Consider the following 16,474-nt stretch of genomic DNA (forward strand, 5'->3'; position numbering starts at 1 on the left):
CCCCTCCCCCGGAACGCTCGCTCAGGCCGAACGGTAGCGCGGGAAGGCGCCCGCACCGGCGTACCGCGCCGCGTCGGCCAGTTCCTCCTCGATCCGCAGGAGCTGGTTGTACTTGGCCACCCGGTCCGAGCGGGCCGGCGCGCCGGTCTTGATCTGCCCGCAGCCGGTGGCGACGGCCAGGTCGGCGATGGTGGTGTCCTCGGTTTCGCCGGAGCGGTGGCTCATCATGCACTTGAAGCCGGCCCGGTGGGCCAGGTCGACGGCGTCGAGCGTCTCGGTGAGCGAGCCGATCTGGTTGACCTTGACCAGCACCGCGTTGGCGGCCCGCTCGGCGATGCCCCGGGCGATGCGCTGCGGGTTGGTCACGAACAGGTCGTCGCCGACGATCTGGACGCGGTCGCCGAGTGCGGCGGTGAGGGTGGCCCAGCCGCTCCAGTCGTCCTCGGCCAGCGGGTCCTCGATCGACACGATCGGGTAGTCGCCGGCGAGCTTGGTGTAGTAGTTGCTCATCTCCTCGGCGCTCTTGGCGCTGCCCTCGAACGTGTAGGTGCCGTTGTCGAAGAACTCGGTGGCGGCCACGTCGAGCGCGAAGACGATGTCGGTGCCGAGCCGGTAGCCGGCCTTCTCCACGGCCTCGGCGATCAGGTCCAGCGCGGCGGCGTTCGTGGGCAGGTTCGGGGCGAAGCCGCCCTCGTCGCCCAGGCCGGTCGACAGGTCCTTCTTCTTCAGCACCGACTTCAGCGCGTGGTAGACCTCGGCGCCGGAGCGCAGCGCGTCCCGGAACGTCGGCGCGCCGATCGGCGCGATCATGAACTCCTGGATGTCGACGTTCGAGTCGGCGTGCGCGCCACCGTTGAGGATGTTCATCATCGGCACCGGGAGCAGGTGCGCGTTCGGGCCGCCCAGGTAGCGGAACAGGCTCAGCTCGGCGCTGCCGGCGGCGGCCTTGGCCACGGCCAGGGAGACGCCGAGGATGGCGTTCGCGCCCAGCTCGCCCTTGTTGTCCGAGCCGTCGATGTCGATCATCTTCTGGTCGATCAGCCGCTGCTCGCTGGCCTCGTAGCCGATGAGCTGGTCGACGATCCGGTCCTCGATGTTCGCGACCGCCTTCTCGACACCCTTGCCCAGGTAGCGATCCTTGTCACCGTCGCGCAGCTCGACCGCCTCGAAGGCGCCGGTGGAGGCGCCGGACGGCACCGCGGCGCGGGCGATCGTGCCGTCGTCGAGCCCGACCTCGACCTCGACCGTCGGGTTGCCCCGCGAGTCCAGGATCTCCCGGGCGACGATTCCCTCGATGGTTGCCACTGAGTCGCTCCTCGTTTGTGTGGTTCCGGTCCGGTATGGGCCGCGACGGTGCGGCTGAGGCAGGTGTTGAACGCAGCGTATCGGTCCCCGCCCTCCCGCACCCCGCTCGGGGCGGCCCCCGAGGCGCCTGCTGAGACGGACATTCCCGGATTACCGGGCGTCAACCGGCAACCGGTTTGCGAGACGTTGCGTCGATCGACAAGGCTGGGCATCATGCCTGCCGCCTCGACGACTCTCCGCGTGCTCGCCGCCTCGGTCATCGCGTCGCTCTCGGTCACCGGCTGTCAGGCCCTGGACGACGCCAACGTCACGCTCGGCCGGTCCGACCTGGTCAACGACCTCGCCGCGCGGATGGACCGGGCGCTGGAGCAGACCTGGGCCGCCGACTACCAGCTCGACGGGGGCCGGACCGCCTCGATCGCGCAGACCAAGAAGCCGCTGCGGTCCACGTACACCTGGCCCGGCGGCAAGATCACGGTGACCCAGGAGTCGGTGACCCGGTGCGCCAGCACCGCCGCCCGCACCTCCTGCACCGTCTCGCCCCCCGTGCTCACCGCCGGGAAGCCGTCGGTGATCGTCTACGACGAGGCGCGCAAGCAGGGCCTGGTCACGCCGCCCGCGGTGATCCGGCTGCTCACCGACGCGGCGCTGGCGCCGGAGGCGGTCATCGAGCAGAGCGACACCACGCTCGCCGGACGCCACGCCACCTGCGTCGACGTCACCCACGACGGGGAGCGCTTCGCCGCCTGCGTGACGAACGAGGGTGTGCTGGGCAGCTTCGCCGGCACGCTCGACGGCAAGCCCGCCGAGGTGACGCTGAGCCGCTACACCGAGAGCGTCGAGGCCGGCGCGTTCGCCGTGCCGGCCGGCGCCGGTGTGGTGGACCGCCGCCCCGCCACGTCGTGACCCCGCCCGGCGGTGCCGCGTCCGGCGCCGGGGCGTCGGCCGCCGGCGATTTCAGCCGGCGCCGACGCTCGATCCGCCGACGCCCGCCGGCCGGGCGCCGGCCTCCGGCCCGCCGCCGATCACGGACGGGCTCCGCGGCCGGACTCACCGTGTTCGTGCCGCTGTCCGTCGCGGTACTGACCGCGTACTCGCTGTCGCGCTGGCTGATCGACGCGGTCGCCGCCGGGCGCTGACGACGGGCCGGGGTCGCCGCCGGCCGGTGAGCCTCACACCCCCAGCAGCGTCCGCAGGTGACGCGGCGGCGGGCAGTCGTGCGCCAGCATGGCGTCGTGCCAGTCGCGCACCGGCACGCCGTCCGGCCGGGCGGCGGCGATGCCGGCCATCTCGCTGTAGCCGACGAAGTACGTGGACAGCTGCGTCGAGGTGAGCAGCGCCCGCCGCCACTTGCCGGCCGCCTCGCCCTCCTCCTGGAAGCCGCGCCCGGTCATCAGCGCCATCGCCTCGGACTCGGGCAGGTCGTCGCAGTGCACGAGCTGGTCCAGCAGCGCGTTGATGGTCATCCGGAGCTGCATCTTGAGCTGCTGCAACCGCACCGGCAGCCCGCCGAAGCCGAGCCCGGCCATCAGCTCCTCCGCGTAGACCGCCCACCCCTCGACGAACACACCCGACTCGGTGAGCGCGCGCACCCGGGTCGGGCCGTCGTACCTGCGGGCGTGGGCGAGCTGGAGGAAATGGCCGGGCATCGCCTCGTGCACGGTCAGGTTGCGGATCATGTGGTCGTTGTACTCGCGGTAGAACGACTCGACCCGCTGCGCCGGCCAGTCCGCCGGGGTGGGCGAGATGCAGTAGAACGTCGGCACGTCGGCCGTCTCCAGCGGGCCCGGCGAGTCGCAGTAGGCCACCGCCACGCCCCGCGCGAACTCCGGCATCTCCTGGATCACGCACGGATCGCCGACCATGCCGACCAGGTCGTGGTGGCGGACGAAGTCACTTGCCTCGTCCAGCGTGATCGAGGCGAGGTCGACGATCGTGGCGTCGTCCGGGTGCTCGGCGGCGAGCAGGTCCAGCGCCCGGCGTACCGTCTCGTCGTCGGCCGGACCACCGACCAGCTCGACCGACGCCGCGCGGATCTCCTCGGTGACCCGGTCGAGGTTGGCCCAGGCGCGGCGCTGCACCTCGGCGGCGCTCAGCTCGGTGTCGAGCGTGTGCCACAGCCGCGCCTCCCACCGCCGCCGGCCCAGCCGCGGGTCACGCCCCGGGCCGGCATCGGCGGCCAGGCCCTGCCGCAGCCAGGCGACGAACTCCTCCAGCGCGGTGATCGCGTCGGTGGCCACCGGGCCGACCCGGTCGCGCAGCGCCGGCGCCTCGGCCAGCAGGCCGGGCACCTCGTCGCGGATCAGCGCCGCCGTGCCGGTGAACTGCCCGACCGCCGTCTCCGCGTGGACCCGCGGCATGTCCCGCAGCGTCGCGCGCGCCGTCGACAGCGCATCGGGTACGGCCGACAGACGCCCGGCCAGGCTGGTCAGGCGCTCCTCGGCCGGGGCGAAGGGGCGGGCCAGCAGAGCGTGCAGCAGCGGACCCGGATTGTGGCGCAGCGGATCCCACTCGTGGCCGCGGATCTCGGTGGCCTCGAACAGGCCCCGGTCGACGAGGCTGGTGAGCAGCGCGTGGTCGACGCTCTCCGCCACGTCGAGCGCGTCCGGGTCGATCTCCGCGAGCGCGTCGGCCGCGTCCTTGAGCATCGCCTGATCGGCGGCGAGGGCACCGGCGGAGAGATCGGGCAGCCGGTCGTCGTAGCGGTGGTCCCCGGCGGAGGTCGCCAGCCCGGGCCGACTCTCCAGCAACGCCTCCACGATCCGCTCCGCCAGCGGCCCGAACGCTTCCATCCCCCGACCCTACCGACCCTACCGACCCTACCCACCCTTCCCGCCCCTCCCGCCCCTTCCCACCCCTCCCCGCCCACTCTCCCGCCTCGCCGCCCCTCCCCCCCTCCGCGTTGATCAAGGAGTTTGTGTCCTCGTCAGCGTCCAATCCCGACACAAACTCCTTGATCACCGCTCGGAGTCGCCTGGAGGCGCGTGTCTCGACCGGGCCACCCCGTCCAGCACGGCGGGCGAGCGCCACGGCCCGGGCAGGCCGGAATGTGGACTGCATGTCTCGCGTGGCGGGAGACGGGCGGCCATCTGCGGCGATCTTGCACTTTGCGCCCGGGCGGATGGGCCATTCGCGACATCCACGGGGCAGCAAGTGCAAGATCGCGGGCCGGGGTGGGCGCAGGCGGGCCTGGGGCGGGGTGCGGGGCGGCGTCGCGGGCGGGGGCGGCTTGGGTCAGGCGGGGTGGTCCGGGGTGGCGCGTTCGGCGGCTCGGACCGCTTCGGCGTACGCCAACGTGGCCCGCCGCAGCGCGGCCTCCGGATCGATACCGGCCTGCCGGGCGGCGGCGACAGTGGCCAACAGGCTCGCGCCGAGCCGGGCCTCCGGATCCACCTGCGACTCGGCCAGCGGGGGCGGCACGGCGAGGCCGACCCGGCCGGCCCGATCCAGGATCTTCGCGGCCAGCGAGAGCGCGGGCTGGCTCAGCGCGATGCCGTCGAGCACCGAGTCGCGGGTCTTCTCGGCCCGCTTGATCCGCTCCCAGTTCGCCTCGATCTCCTCGATCGAGCCGGCCGGCGCACCGGAGAACACGTGCGGGTTGCGCCGGACCATCTTGTCGACCAGGGTGCCCGCGACGTCGTCGACGGTCCAGCTCTCGCCCTCCGGCAGGTTCTCCGCCAGCCGGGCGTGCAGCAGCACCTGGAGCAGCACGTCGCCCAGTTCCTCGCGGAGCGCGTCGGTGTCGTCGGCGCTGATCGCGTCGTACGCCTCGTAGCACTCCTCCAGCAGGAAACCCGCCAGGGTGCGGTGGGTCTGCGCCCGCTTCCACGGATCGCCGCCCGGGGAGGCCAGCCGGTCCATCACCTCGACCGCGTCGAGCAGCCGGGCACCGGGCGGATCCCACGAGCCGTACATCAGCTCCAGCTCGGCCAGGCCGGGCTCCCGGGCCAGCCGCAGCCCCAGCTCACGGGCCAGCGTCTCGTCGCCGGCCGGACCGGCCAGCCACACCGCCCCGCCGTGCGCCGACGCGGCGTCGAGCAGGGCCTGGGTCGCCCCCTCGGCCACCACGCCCACGTCGGCGCCGGCCGCCCGGACCGCCCGGGTCAGCTCGCTCTCCGCACCGGCGAGGACCGGCGCGGAGCGTACGGCGTCCCAGGCGGCCGAGGTCAGCAGGCCGGCGGGGAGCCGGGGTGAGGTGACGAGCAGGACGATGCGCGCGGTCATGCGGCTCCGGGAGCCGGCGAGTCACCGGCCGGCGCCTCCGGCGTCGAGATGTCGGTGACCGGGCCGTCCTGGTCGACGTACGGCAGGGAGTAGAAAACGAGCGACTGGCCGGTGTTGACCAGCGACGGCACACCGGTGACCCCGAAGCGCGGGTTGACGCGGACGTCCGACTTCTCGGCCTGCTCCTGAAGCGCGTTACTGAGGGCCGTGGCGCTACGCACGAAACCGGCCTCGCCGAACGCCTGCCGCACCTCGGCGACGCTCAGGCCCGGCTGGATCGCCCCGGTCTTCTCGATGGCACGGTAGACGGCCATCAGGGACTCGTCGCTGAGGTCGGCCGGAGGCAGGCTCTGCTGGAGCGTGGCGGAGAGGTCGACCCACTCACCCCACAGCTTCGTGTACTCGGTGGTCGCCGGCATGCGGAGCTGCTGCTGGAGCTGCTCCGGGGCGACCTCGTCGGTGACCTGGAGGCCCTTGTCGGCCGCCACACGCTTGCCCAGGTCGAGCGCGACCAGCAGGTTCAGCACGTCCTGCCGGGTCACCGGGGACCGCAGTTCCTCCGGCGACGGCGTCTGCGGGGCCTGGGTACGGACCGCGTCCGCGTACTGCCGCTGCGCGTCCTCGTAGATCGCGTCGACCCGGTCGACGGAGTACCGGGTGTCGCCGACGTAGGCGGCGACGTCCGGGGCGGATCGGCCACAGGCGGCGAGAGAGAGCGCGGCGAGGGCCGCGACGCTGACGGCGACGAGGGAACGGCGAGCACGCATGAGGGTCACTCTCTCACGCCGAGTACCAGCCTGTGACTCCGCCCACCTCATCGCGCACTCACCGCTCGGCTGGCAACACCGGCCAGCTCCTCGGGCTCGCCGGGTCACCTTCCGCTCGCCACTGCGGGGCTGGCAACACCGGCCAGCTCCTCGGGCTCGCCGGGTCACCTTCCGCTCGCCACTGCGGGGCTGGCAACACCGGCCAACTCCTCGGGCTTGCCGAGAACGTCGGCCAGGAGTTGCCCGCACCACTCCAGCAACGCCTGGTCGCGCAGCGGCTCGCCGCCGATCCGCCGGGTGCTCGGCCGGGGCACGCTGACCTGGTCGAGCGCCTGCTTGTAGACCGAGTCCGGGTGGTACCGCTTGAGCCGCATCTGCTTCGAGTCGGGCAGCGGCAGCGGGCCGAACCGGATGTGCTTGCCCTGCATCGACACGTCGGTCAGCCCGTAGCGGCGGGCCAGCAGCCGGAACCGCGCCACCGCGACCAGGTTCTGCACCGGCGCGGGCGGCTCGCCGTACCGGTCGGTCATCTCGGCGACCACCTCGCGCAGGCGTTCGGAGTCGCGGGCCTCGGCGAGCTTGCGGTACATCTCCAGACGCAGCCGCTCCACCGACACGTAGTCGTGCGGCAGGTGCGCGTCGATCGGCAGATCAATACGGACCTCCGCCGCCATATCGCCAGACTCCGCGCTCTCCCCCTTGAAGGCGGACACCGCCTCGCCGACCATCCGCACGTACAGGTCGAAGCCGACGCCCTCGATGTGGCCGGACTGCTCGCCGCCGAGCAGGTTGCCGGCGCCGCGGATCTCCAGGTCCTTCATCGCCACGTACATGCCCGCGCCGAGTTCGGTGTGCTGGGCGATGGTGGCGAGCCGCTCGTGCGCGTTCTCGGTGAGCGGCTTCTCCGGCGGGTAGAGGAAGTACGCGTACGCCCGCTCCCGGCCCCGGCCGACCCGGCCGCGGATCTGGTGCAGCTGGGCCAGGCCGAGCAGGTCGGCCCGCTCCACGATGAGCGTGTTGGCGTTCGGGATGTCGATGCCTGATTCGACGATCGTGGTGCAGACCAGGACGTCGAACTCCTTCTCCCAGAAGCCGACCATCACCTTCTCCAGCGCCTCCTCGCCCATCTGGCCGTGCGCCACCGCGACCCGGGCCTCCGGCACCAGCTCCCGCAGCCTGCGGGCCGTCTTCTCGATCGACTCGACCCGGTTGTGCAGGTAGAAGACCTGGCCGTCGCGCAGCAGCTCACGGTGGATGGAGGCGGCCACCTGCCGGTCGTCGTACGCGCCGACGAACGTGAGCACCGGGTGCCGCTCCTCCGGCGGGGTGGCGATGGTGGACATCTCCCGGATGCCGGTGATCGCCATCTCCAGCGTGCGCGGGATCGGGGTGGCCGACATGGCGAGCACGTCGACCGAGGCGCGCAGCGTCTTCAGGTGCTCCTTGTGCTCGACGCCGAACCGCTGCTCCTCGTCGATGATCACCAGCCCGAGGGACTTGAACCGGGTGGACGCCTGGAGCAGCCGGTGGGTGCCGATGACGATGTCGACGGTGCCGGCGGCGGCCATCTCCAGCGTCTGCTCGGTCTCCTTCGGCGTCTGGAACCGGGACAGCTGCCGGATCGACACCGGGAACTGGCTCATCCGCTCGGCGAACGTGTTGTAGTGCTGCTGCACCAGCAGCGTGGTCGGCACCAGCACGGCCACCTGCTTGCCGTCCTGCACCGCCTTGAACGCCGCCCGGACCGCGATCTCGGTCTTGCCGTAGCCCACGTCGCCGCAGATCAGCCGGTCCATCGGGACGGTCTGCTCCATGTCCCGCTTGACCTCCTCGATGGCGGCCAGCTGGTCGGGCGTCTCCTGCCAGGGGAACGCGTCCTCCAGCTCCCGCTGCCACGGGGTGTCGGGGCCGAAGTTGTGCCCCTTCGACGCCTTGCGCGCGGCGTAGAGCTGGATGAGCTGCGCGGCGATCTCACGGACCGCCTTGCGGGCCCGGGCCTTGGACTTCTGCCAGTCCGAGCCGCCCATCTTGTGCAGCGTGGGCTGCTCGCCGCCGACGTAGCGGGAGAGCTGGTCGAGCTGGTCGGTGGGGACGAACAGGCGGTCGCCGGGCTGGCCGCGCTTGCTCGGCGCGTACTCGATGACCAGGTATTCGCGGCTCGCACCGTTGACCGTGCGCTGCACCAGCTCGACGTACCGGCCGATGCCGTGCTGCTCGTGCACCACGTGGTCGCCGGCCTTCAGCTCCAGCGGGTCGATGGTGTTGCGCCGCCGGCTGGGCATCTTGCGCATGTCGCGGGTGGAGGTGCCCCGGCCACCGGTGACGTCGTTGCCGGTGAGCAGCACGAACTTCGACGCCTCGTCGACGAAACCGGCGGTCAGGCAGCCGCACGACACGAGCAGTTCGCCAGGTGCGGGCGCGGTGGGCACCTCCTCGGTGAGCCGCGCACCGAGCCCGGCGTCGCGGAGCACCTCGACGGCCCGCTGGGCGGGGCCGTGCCCCTCGAACACGAGCGCGATCGACCAGCCCTCACCGGCCCAGCGCAACAGGTCGTCGACCACCCGGGCGGTCTCGCCGTGGTAGAGCGGAGCCGGCTGGGCGGCAAGGCTCACCGCGATGGCGTCGTCGGGGGTGACGTCGACAGCGGCCGGCTCGTCCTCCCAGGGCTGCCGGGCCGGTGCCGCGTCCGCCTCGACCAGGCCGAACGGCGCGAGCGTCCACCAGGGCTGGCGCAGGGCGCGGGCCGCCGTGCGTACCTCGGCCAGGGTCTTGAAGGCGGCGGCGCCGAGGTCGACCGGGGCCTGGCCGCCGACGGCGGCCGCGGCCCAGCTGGCCTGGAGGAACTCCTCCGAGGTACGGACCAGGTCGTGCGCGCGGGTGCGGATGCGCTCGGGGTCGCAGAGGAGTACGTGGGTGCCGGCCGGCATGCAGTCGATGAGCAGTTCCAGCGCGTCGGCACCGATCAGGGCGGGGGCCAGTGACTCCATGCCCTCGACCGGGATGCCCTCGGCCAGCTTGTCCAGGATCTCGGCCAGCTCGGGGTGCTCGGCGGCGAGCGCGGCGGCCCGCTCCCGCACCGCCGGGGTCAGCAGCAACTCCCGGCACGGCGGCGCCCAGAGCTGCGCTACGCCCTCGATGGTGCGCTGGTCCGCTACCGCGAACGTGCGGATCTCCTCCACCTCGTCGCCCCAGAACTCGACCCGGGACGGGTGCTCGTCGGTGGGCGGGAAGACGTCCAGGATGCCGCCGCGTACCGCGAACTCGCCGCGCTTGGTGACCAGGTCGACCCGGGCGTACGCCATGTCGGTGAGCCGGCGGGCGACGTCCTCCAGGTCGGCCTCGTCCCCGGCGGCGAGCTGCACCGGTTCCAGGTCGCCGAGGCCCTTGAGCTGCGGCTGGAGCAGTGACCGGACCGGCGCGACGACGACCCGCAGCGGCCCGGTGCGGCCGTGCGCGTCGGCGGCGTCCGGGTGGGCGAGCCGGCGCAGCACGGCGAGGCGCCGCCCGACCGTGTCGGAGCGGGGCGACAGGCGCTCGTGCGGCAGCGTCTCCCAGGACGGGAAGACCGCCACCTGCTCCGGCGGCAGCAGGCTGCCCAGCGCGGAGGCCAGGTCGTCGGCCTCGCGGGTGGTGGCGGTGACCGCGAGCACCGGGCGGCCCGCGCCGCCGGCCGGCTCGTCGGCGGCGACGGCTGCGACCGCGAACGGGCGCAGCGCGGCCGGGGCGGTCAGGTCGAGCCCGTCGACCTGTGCGGCACCGGAGCGCGCCAGGTCACGCGCCCGGGCCAGCCCCGGGTCGGCCAGGGCGGCGGAGAAGAGGCCGGTGAGCATCAGTGATCACTTCCAGCGGATCGACACACGACGACGACCCCGCGTCCAGCCGGACGGGGGGTGCACCGTTCGAGCCTATCCCCCTCCACCGACGAACCGGGCCCACCCGATCTTCGATCTTGACCGGCCGCGACCGGACGTGGTGCGGTGGACGGATGGTCGAGTATCGGACGGTCTTCGACGCGGAGGTGGTTTTTACCAACGGCGGCGGTCTGCGCACTGACGGGTTCCGGCTGGACGTGCCGCACCCGGACGTCACCGACGACGAGGTGGCCGCACTGCTGGTCCGGCACCTCGGGCTGCTCATGGTCGGCGAGGTACGGATCACCAACCGGACCGTCGTCGAGGAGCCGCACAAGGGCGGGCGCGGCGTCGAGCCCCCGGCCTCCGGCGGCCGGCGGCTGGTCGAGCTGAGTCACGTGATCACCGACGGGATGGTCACGCTGCCCGGCTGGCCCGCTCCGAAGGTCACCGAGTGGCTGACCCGGGAGGCGTCCCGGGGGCGGTACGCGCCGGGTGTCGAGTTCCACGTCGCGCGGATCGACATGATCGCCAACACCGGCACGTACGTGGACACGCCGTCGCACCGCTTCGCCGACGGCCCGGACCTGACCGGGGTGCCGCTGGACCGCCTCGCCGACCTGCCCGGCCTGGTGGTACGCGTGCCGGCCGGCACCCGGGCGGTGGACCGGCTGATGCTCGCCCCGTACGACGTGGCCGGGTGCGCGGTGCTGCTGCACACCGGCTGGGACGCGCGTTTCGGCACCGACGCGTACGCCGCTGCGGAGGCGCCCTACCTGACCGGTGACGGCGCGCAGTGGCTGGTCGAGTCGGGCGCGGCGCTCGTCGGCATCGACTCGATCAACATCGACGACATGACTCCGGCCGCAGCGGGTCAGCGCCCGGCGCACACCGGTCTGCTGGCCGCCGGGGTGCCGATCGTGGAGCACCTGACCGGCCTGGACGCGCTGCCCCCGACCGGCTTCCGGTTCACCGCCGCCCCGCCGCGGGTCGCCGGAATGGGCACGTTCCCGGTCCGCGCCTTCGCGATCGTCGACGCCTGAGCCGCGCCGCCGCCAACCGCCGCCCGCCAAGCGCCGGCTGGAACGCCACGGGTGCCAAAAGGGCGCTGAGACACCCATAGCGTTCCACTGACCGGCACTTTGACGCGTGAGTGGAACGGCATGGGTGGCAAACGGGGACGTAGACACCCAAGGCGTTCCACCGAGCGGCGGGGTGAGGGGTGGGGGCGGGTCAGTAGCGGACGGCGATGCGGCGCTCTACCGCGTCCACCCGGATCTCGCCGCCGTACGGGATGATCAGCTGGGGGTCGGTGTGGCCCAGGTCGACGTCGAAGACCACCACCGGGTCGTCGGTGTACGGCCCGATCGCCCGCAGGATCGCCTCCCGCTGGTCGGCGGCCCAGGTCAGCCGCTGCGCGACCGAGTGCGGCCGGTCGAAGTCCCACGCCTTCGGGCGGCCCACCACGATCGCGGGGAAGCCGGCGAGCAGCCCGCGCTCGCCCAGGTTGCGCATGATCCGGAAGACCTCCCCGGCCGGCGGCATCTCCTGCGAGGTCTCGACGACCAGCACCGAGCCGGCCAGCTCGGCGGCGGACGGCACCCGGTCGACCGCCGCCAGCCAGTGCAGGATCTCCAGGTTGCCGCCCCAGGTTCGGCCCTGCACCACCCGGGCCGGGCCGTGCCAGCGCCAGCCCTCGGACGGGTACATCGGCGGCTCCTCGACCAGCGTGGCCGGGTCACGCCAGTCGCACGGCTCGTCGCCCCACTCGGGGGCGGCGGTCAGCTCGTACCAGCCGGTGGTGAACAGCGCGGCGCGCAGCGAGTCGAGCGTGAGCGGGTGCGGTCTGCCGGAGCGCCCGAGGTGCACCAGCACGGACCCGCCGTGGTAGCCGACGACGCCCAGCCGGTAGAGGTGGTTGAGCACGTTCGTGTTGTCCGAGTAGCCGAAGTACGGCTTCGGGTTGGCCCGCAGCACGTCGTCGTCCAGGTGCGGGGTGACGGTGATCAGGTCGTCCCCGCCGACGGTGGCCAGCACCGCGGTGATCGTCGGGTCGGCGAACGCGGCGGTCAGGTCACGCGCCCGGTCGCGCGGGTCGGCGCCCATGACCCGGGTGGTCGGATACTCCACCGGTTCCAGCCCCAGCTCGTCGCGGAGCCGGCGCAGCCCCAGCTCGTACACGTGGGGGAAGAGACCCGGCAGGCCGGCGGAGGGCGAGACAACCGCGACCCGGTCGCCCGGCTGCGGTTTGGCGGGATAGACAGGCACCGTCATGGCCCGACGCTATCGGCCCGGGCCAGCGGTTTTCGCCCGACGAAACCACACGAGCCGGGCATATGCCCGCAATAGGCTGAGCCCGTGGACGACGAGCCGGAGCTGCGGACCCGGGACTGGCTGCCGCGAACGGCGGCGCTGGTCCTCGGCACCCTGGCGCTGGCGAGCGCGTTCATCGCCGCCTACGTCGGCGCGCTGCACAAGCCCGACCCGCGCGACGTACCGGTCGCCGTCGTCACCAGCGACCAGCAGGCCCAGGCCGTGATGTCAGCCGTCCGGGCCCGCACCGACACGATCGAACCGATCGGGTACGACAGCCGCGACGCCGCCTCCGACGGGCTCAACGACAGATCGGTGTACGCGGTGCTCAGCTCCGCCCCCGACGGCGGCCTGACGCTCGCCACCGCCAGCGCGGGCGCGCCCGCCGCCACCGAACTCGTCACCGACGTGTTCACCGAGGCGGCCCGGCAGGCCGGAGTGCCGCTGGAGGTCACCGACGACGTGCCCGTCTCCGCCGACGACCCGCGCGGCCTGGTCCCGTTCTACCTGGCCGTCGGCGTGGTACTCGGCGGCTACCTGGCGTCCACGGCGCTCGGCATCTCGCTCGGCACCAGCCCGCGCGACCTGCGCCGGGCCGGGCTGCGGATCGCCACGCTCGCGGTGCACGCGATCCTGCTCGGCGTCATCGGGGCGATCCTGGTCGGACCGGTGCTCGGCGTGTTCCCCGATCAGGTGGCGACGGTGGCGGTGGTCGGCGCGCTCGCCGCGTTCGCGGCCGGGATGGTCGCCGCCGCCGTGCAGGGCTGGCTCGGACTGCTCGGCACCGGCATCGTGATTCTGCTGCTCGTGGTGCTCGGCAACCCCGGCTCCGGCGGCATCTACGCGCCCGAGTTCCTGCCGCCGTTCCTGCGCGGGATGCACCGCTGGAACGTGCCCGGCCTGGCCACCGACCTGTTCAAGTCGGCGATCTATTTCGACTGGCGCGGCGGTGGCTGGGCGCTGACCGGACTGCTGGTCTGGGTGGTCGCCGGGCTGGCGGGTCTGTTCACCGCGACGCTGTTCCGCGCCCGCCGCCGAATCCAGCCGGATCGGCACGCCGTCGAGCAGGGCTGACCTCCGGGTCGTCCCAGAGTGCAGATCATCACGCCGTCCCCCTCCTGTCCGCCGGGGCCGCGCGGATACCATCCAGAGGAGTCGGACAGCGCTGTCCTTCGTCCTCGCGTAAGGAGCGCAACCGTGACCGACCAGCACGACCACGACGGCCCCGACGCCGCTCTCCGGGCCGACATCCGCCGCCTCGGCACGCTGCTCGGGCAGACCCTCGCCCGTCAGGAGGGCCGCCCGCTGCTCGACCTGGTCGAGGAGATCCGCGCCCAGGTCCGCTCCGACGCGCCGGCCGCCGCCCAGCGCCTCGCCGGGCTCGACGTCACCACCGGCACGAAGCTGGCCCGCGCCTTCTCCACCTACTTCCACCTGGCGAACATCACCGAGCAGGTGCACCGCGCCCGGGACCTGCGCCGCCGCCGCGCCACCCACGGCGGCTGGCTGGACCAGGCGGCCAAGATGATCGCCGAGCGGGGCGTACCGGCCGAGGAGATCGCCGCCGCGGCCCGGCGGCTGGCCGTACGCCCGGTCTTCACCGCCCACCCCACCGAGGCGGCCCGCCGGTCCATCCTGTCCAAGCTGCGCGCGGTGGCCGACGAACTGGACACCGAGACCGCGAACGCGATCCTCTACGGCGCCAGCGACGAGGGCCCGGCGAACCGCCGCCTGGCCGAGCTGCTCGATCTCATGTGGCAGACCGACGAGTTGCGGCTGGACCGGCCGGACCCGACCGACGAGGCGCGCAACGCGATCTACTACCTGCGGGACCTGTACGCCGAGGCCGCGCCGCAGGTCCTCGACGACCTCGCCGACACGCTGCGCACGCTCGGCGTGGAGACGTCGCCGACGTCCCGCCCGCTGAGCTTCGGCACCTGGATCGGCGGCGACCGCGACGGCAACCCGTTCGTCACGCCGGTGGTCACCCGCGAGGTGCTGCGCATCCAGCACGAGCACGGCATCGCCGCCACCGAGAAGGCGATGGACGAGCTGATCACCGAGGTCAGCGTCTCCCGGCGGCTGCGCGCGGTGTCGCTCGACCTGTCCGCCAGCCTCGCCAAGGACCTGGACGCGCTGCCCGAGGTGGCGCCCCGGTTCCGCCGGGTCAACGCGGAGGAGCCGTACCGGCTCAAGGCGCGGTGCGTGAAGGCGAAGCTCGCCAACACCCGGGAGCGGCTGCGCGCCGGCACCCCGCACGTGCCGGGGCGGGACTACCGGGGCTCGACCGAGCTGATCGCCGACCTGGAGCTGCTGCGCGCGTCGCTGGCCCGCAACTCCGGCCAGCTCACCGCCGTGGGTCGGCTCGCCTCGGCCATCCGTACGGTGTCCGCGTTCGGCCTGCACCTGGCCACCATGGACATCCGCGAGCACGCGGAGAAGCACCACGAGGTGCTGGCCCAGCTCTACGAGGCGGTCGGTGAGGTCTCCGACTACCCGGCGCTGTCCCGGCTGGAGCGCACCAAGCTGCTCGCCGACGAGCTGACCGGCCGCCGCCCGCTCTCCACCCAGGACAGCCCGCTCACCGAGTCGGCCCGCAAGACGTTCGACGTGTTCGCTGCCGTCCGCGAGGCGCAGGACCGGTTCGGCCCCGAGGTCATCGAGTCGTACATCATCTCGATGACGCTCGGCGTGGACGACGTGCTCGCCGCCGTGGTGCTGGCCCGTGAGGCCGGCCTGGTGGACGTGCACTCGGGGCGCGCCCGCATCGGCATCGTGCCGCTGCTGGAAACCCCTGCCGAGCTGAACTCCGGTGGCGAGCTGCTGGACGAGCTGCTGTCGCTGCCCGCGTACCGGGCGCTGGTGGCGGCGCGGGGCGACGTGCAGGAGGTGATGCTCGGGTACTCCGACTCCAACAAGGAGGCGGGCATCACCACCAGCCAGTGGTCCATCCACCGGGCGCAGCGCGCGCTACGGGACGTGGCCGCGCGGCACGGCGTACACCTGCGGTTGTTCCACGGCCGGGGCGGCACCGTCGGCCGTGGTGGCGGGCCCACGCACGACGCGATCCTGGCCCAGCCGTACGGCACGCTCGACGGCGCGATCAAGGTGACCGAGCAGGGCGAGGTCATCTCCGACAAGTACACGCTGCCGGCGCTGGCCCGGGAGAACCTGGAGCTGACGGTGGCCGCCGTGCTCCAGGCCACGCTGCTGCACACCGCGCCGCGGCAGCCGGCCGAGATGCTGGAGCGCTGGGACGCGACGATGGACGTCGTCTCGGAGTCGGCGTTCCGGTCGTACCGGTCGCTGGTCGAGGACCCGGACCTGCCCGCGTACTTCTGGGCCTCCACCCCGACCGAGCTGCTCGGCGCGCTGAACATCGGCTCCCGGCCGGCGAAGCGCCCGAACACCGGCGCCGGCCTGTCCGGCCTGCGCGCCATCCCGTGGGTGTTCGGCTGGACGCAGACCCGGCAGATCGTGCCGGGCTGGTTCGGCGTGGGCTCGGGTCTGGCCGCCGCGCGGGCGGCCGGGCTGGCCGACGTGCTCGCCGAGATGAACCGGAACTGGCACTTCTTCCGCACGTTCCTGTCGAACGTCGAGATGATGCTGACCAAGACCGACCTGACCATCGCCCGGCGGTACGTGGAGACGCTGGTGCCGAAGAAGCTGCACCCGATCTTCGACAAGATCGAGCAGGAGTACGAGCTGACCAAGCAGGAGGTGCTGGCGATCACCGCCGCACCGGCGCTGCTGGACAACTCGCCGGTGCTGCAGCGCACGCTCGCCGTGCGGGACACCTACCTGGAGCCGCTGCACCACCTCCAGGTGGCGTTGCTGCGGCAGTACCGCGAATCCGGCGCGGCCGGGCGGGCGGTGGTGACCGCGCCGGGCGGGCGGCGGGCCCCGAACGACGGGACCGCGCTGGAGCGGGCGCTGCTGACCACTGTCAACGGCATCGCCGCCGGCATGCGCAACACCGGCTGAGGTGTAAGGAAGGGCCCCCTCTTAACGCCT

11 protein-coding genes are annotated in these 16,474 nt (G+C 73.0%); 5 read left to right on the forward strand and 6 right to left on the reverse strand.

Annotated features, from left to right (window positions below):
* Positions 1–21 precede the first annotated feature (21 nt).
* Complete coding sequence (gene eno, locus GA0070215_RS17295) at positions 22–1,305, reverse strand: phosphopyruvate hydratase (protein ID WP_091047381.1); 1,284 nt, start codon at positions 1,303–1,305, stop codon at positions 22–24.
* Between the two features lie 213 nt (positions 1,306–1,518).
* Here eno and GA0070215_RS17300 point away from each other — a divergent pair, with 213 nt between their 5' ends.
* On the forward strand, positions 1,519–2,211 hold the full coding sequence (locus tag GA0070215_RS17300) for a hypothetical protein (protein WP_091047385.1): 693 nt from the start codon (positions 1,519–1,521) through the stop codon (positions 2,209–2,211).
* The gene (locus GA0070215_RS28475; protein ID WP_091047389.1) at positions 2,208–2,444 is read left to right on the forward strand and encodes a hypothetical protein; all 237 of its coding nucleotides are present in this window, start codon (positions 2,208–2,210) and stop codon (positions 2,442–2,444) included. Before GA0070215_RS17300 ends, GA0070215_RS28475 begins: the two co-directional genes overlap by 4 nt.
* Positions 2,445–2,477: 33 nt before the next feature.
* On the opposite strand, the gene GA0070215_RS17310 is transcribed toward GA0070215_RS28475, so the two are convergent.
* The 4 genes from GA0070215_RS17310 to mfd all read right to left on the reverse strand — a co-directional run bounded on the left by GA0070215_RS17310 (position 2,478) and on the right by mfd (position 10,126).
* Entirely contained in the window at positions 2,478–4,097 is a 1,620-nt protein-coding gene (locus GA0070215_RS17310; RefSeq protein ID WP_091047393.1) for a DUF885 domain-containing protein, read from the reverse strand.
* 442 nt (positions 4,098–4,539) lie between these two features.
* The gene (locus GA0070215_RS17315) at positions 4,540–5,529 is read right to left on the reverse strand and encodes a nucleoside triphosphate pyrophosphohydrolase (RefSeq protein WP_091047396.1); all 990 of its coding nucleotides are present in this window, start codon (positions 5,527–5,529) and stop codon (positions 4,540–4,542) included.
* Positions 5,526–6,296: a SurA N-terminal domain-containing protein gene (locus GA0070215_RS17320; RefSeq protein ID WP_018786168.1), complete on the reverse strand. Its 771-nt coding sequence runs from the start codon at positions 6,294–6,296 to the stop codon at positions 5,526–5,528. The genes GA0070215_RS17315 and GA0070215_RS17320 overlap by 4 nt, the downstream gene beginning before the upstream one ends.
* 164 nt (positions 6,297–6,460) lie before the next feature.
* On the reverse strand, positions 6,461–10,126 hold the full coding sequence (gene mfd / locus GA0070215_RS17325) for a transcription-repair coupling factor (protein ID WP_091047399.1): 3,666 nt from the start codon (positions 10,124–10,126) through the stop codon (positions 6,461–6,463).
* 155 nt (positions 10,127–10,281) lie between these two features.
* On the opposite strand from mfd, the gene GA0070215_RS17330 reads away from it, so the two are divergent.
* Positions 10,282–11,190: a cyclase family protein gene (locus GA0070215_RS17330; protein WP_091047403.1), complete on the forward strand. Its 909-nt coding sequence runs from the start codon at positions 10,282–10,284 to the stop codon at positions 11,188–11,190.
* A gap of 190 nt (positions 11,191–11,380) precedes the next feature.
* On the opposite strand, the gene GA0070215_RS17335 is transcribed toward GA0070215_RS17330, so the two are convergent.
* Positions 11,381–12,421, reverse strand: a complete 1,041-nt coding sequence (locus GA0070215_RS17335) for a S66 family peptidase (RefSeq protein ID WP_091047406.1) — start codon at positions 12,419–12,421, stop codon at positions 11,381–11,383.
* Between the two features lie 84 nt (positions 12,422–12,505).
* Between GA0070215_RS17335 and GA0070215_RS17340 the strand changes: the two genes are divergently transcribed.
* Both GA0070215_RS17340 and ppc read left to right on the forward strand, forming a co-directional pair.
* Complete coding sequence (locus GA0070215_RS17340; protein ID WP_091047409.1) at positions 12,506–13,534, forward strand: hypothetical protein; 1,029 nt, start codon at positions 12,506–12,508, stop codon at positions 13,532–13,534.
* Between the two features lie 123 nt (positions 13,535–13,657).
* The gene (gene ppc, locus GA0070215_RS17345) at positions 13,658–16,444 is read left to right on the forward strand and encodes a phosphoenolpyruvate carboxylase (RefSeq protein WP_091047413.1); all 2,787 of its coding nucleotides are present in this window, start codon (positions 13,658–13,660) and stop codon (positions 16,442–16,444) included.
* The last annotated feature ends 30 nt before the right edge of the window (positions 16,445–16,474 follow it).

The organism is Micromonospora marina (assembly GCF_900091565.1).
Classification (GTDB): domain Bacteria; phylum Actinomycetota; class Actinomycetes; order Mycobacteriales; family Micromonosporaceae; genus Micromonospora; species Micromonospora marina.

Coding starts and splice junctions, on each gene's coding strand:
- GA0070215_RS17320 (WP_018786168.1), bottom strand. CDS start 6,296: ATGCGTGCTCGCCGTTCCCTCGTCGCCGTCAGCGTCGCGGCCCTCGCC.
- GA0070215_RS17330 (WP_091047403.1), top strand. CDS start 10,282: ATGGTCGAGTATCGGACGGTCTTCGACGCGGAGGTGGTTTTTACCAAC.
- GA0070215_RS17300 (WP_091047385.1), top strand. CDS start 1,519: ATGCCTGCCGCCTCGACGACTCTCCGCGTGCTCGCCGCCTCGGTCATC.
- GA0070215_RS17335 (WP_091047406.1), bottom strand. CDS start 12,421: ATGACGGTGCCTGTCTATCCCGCCAAACCGCAGCCGGGCGACCGGGTC.
- mfd (WP_091047399.1), bottom strand. CDS start 10,126: ATGCTCACCGGCCTCTTCTCCGCCGCCCTGGCCGACCCGGGGCTGGCC.
- GA0070215_RS17310 (WP_091047393.1), bottom strand. CDS start 4,097: ATGGAAGCGTTCGGGCCGCTGGCGGAGCGGATCGTGGAGGCGTTGCTG.
- GA0070215_RS17315 (WP_091047396.1), bottom strand. CDS start 5,529: ATGACCGCGCGCATCGTCCTGCTCGTCACCTCACCCCGGCTCCCCGCC.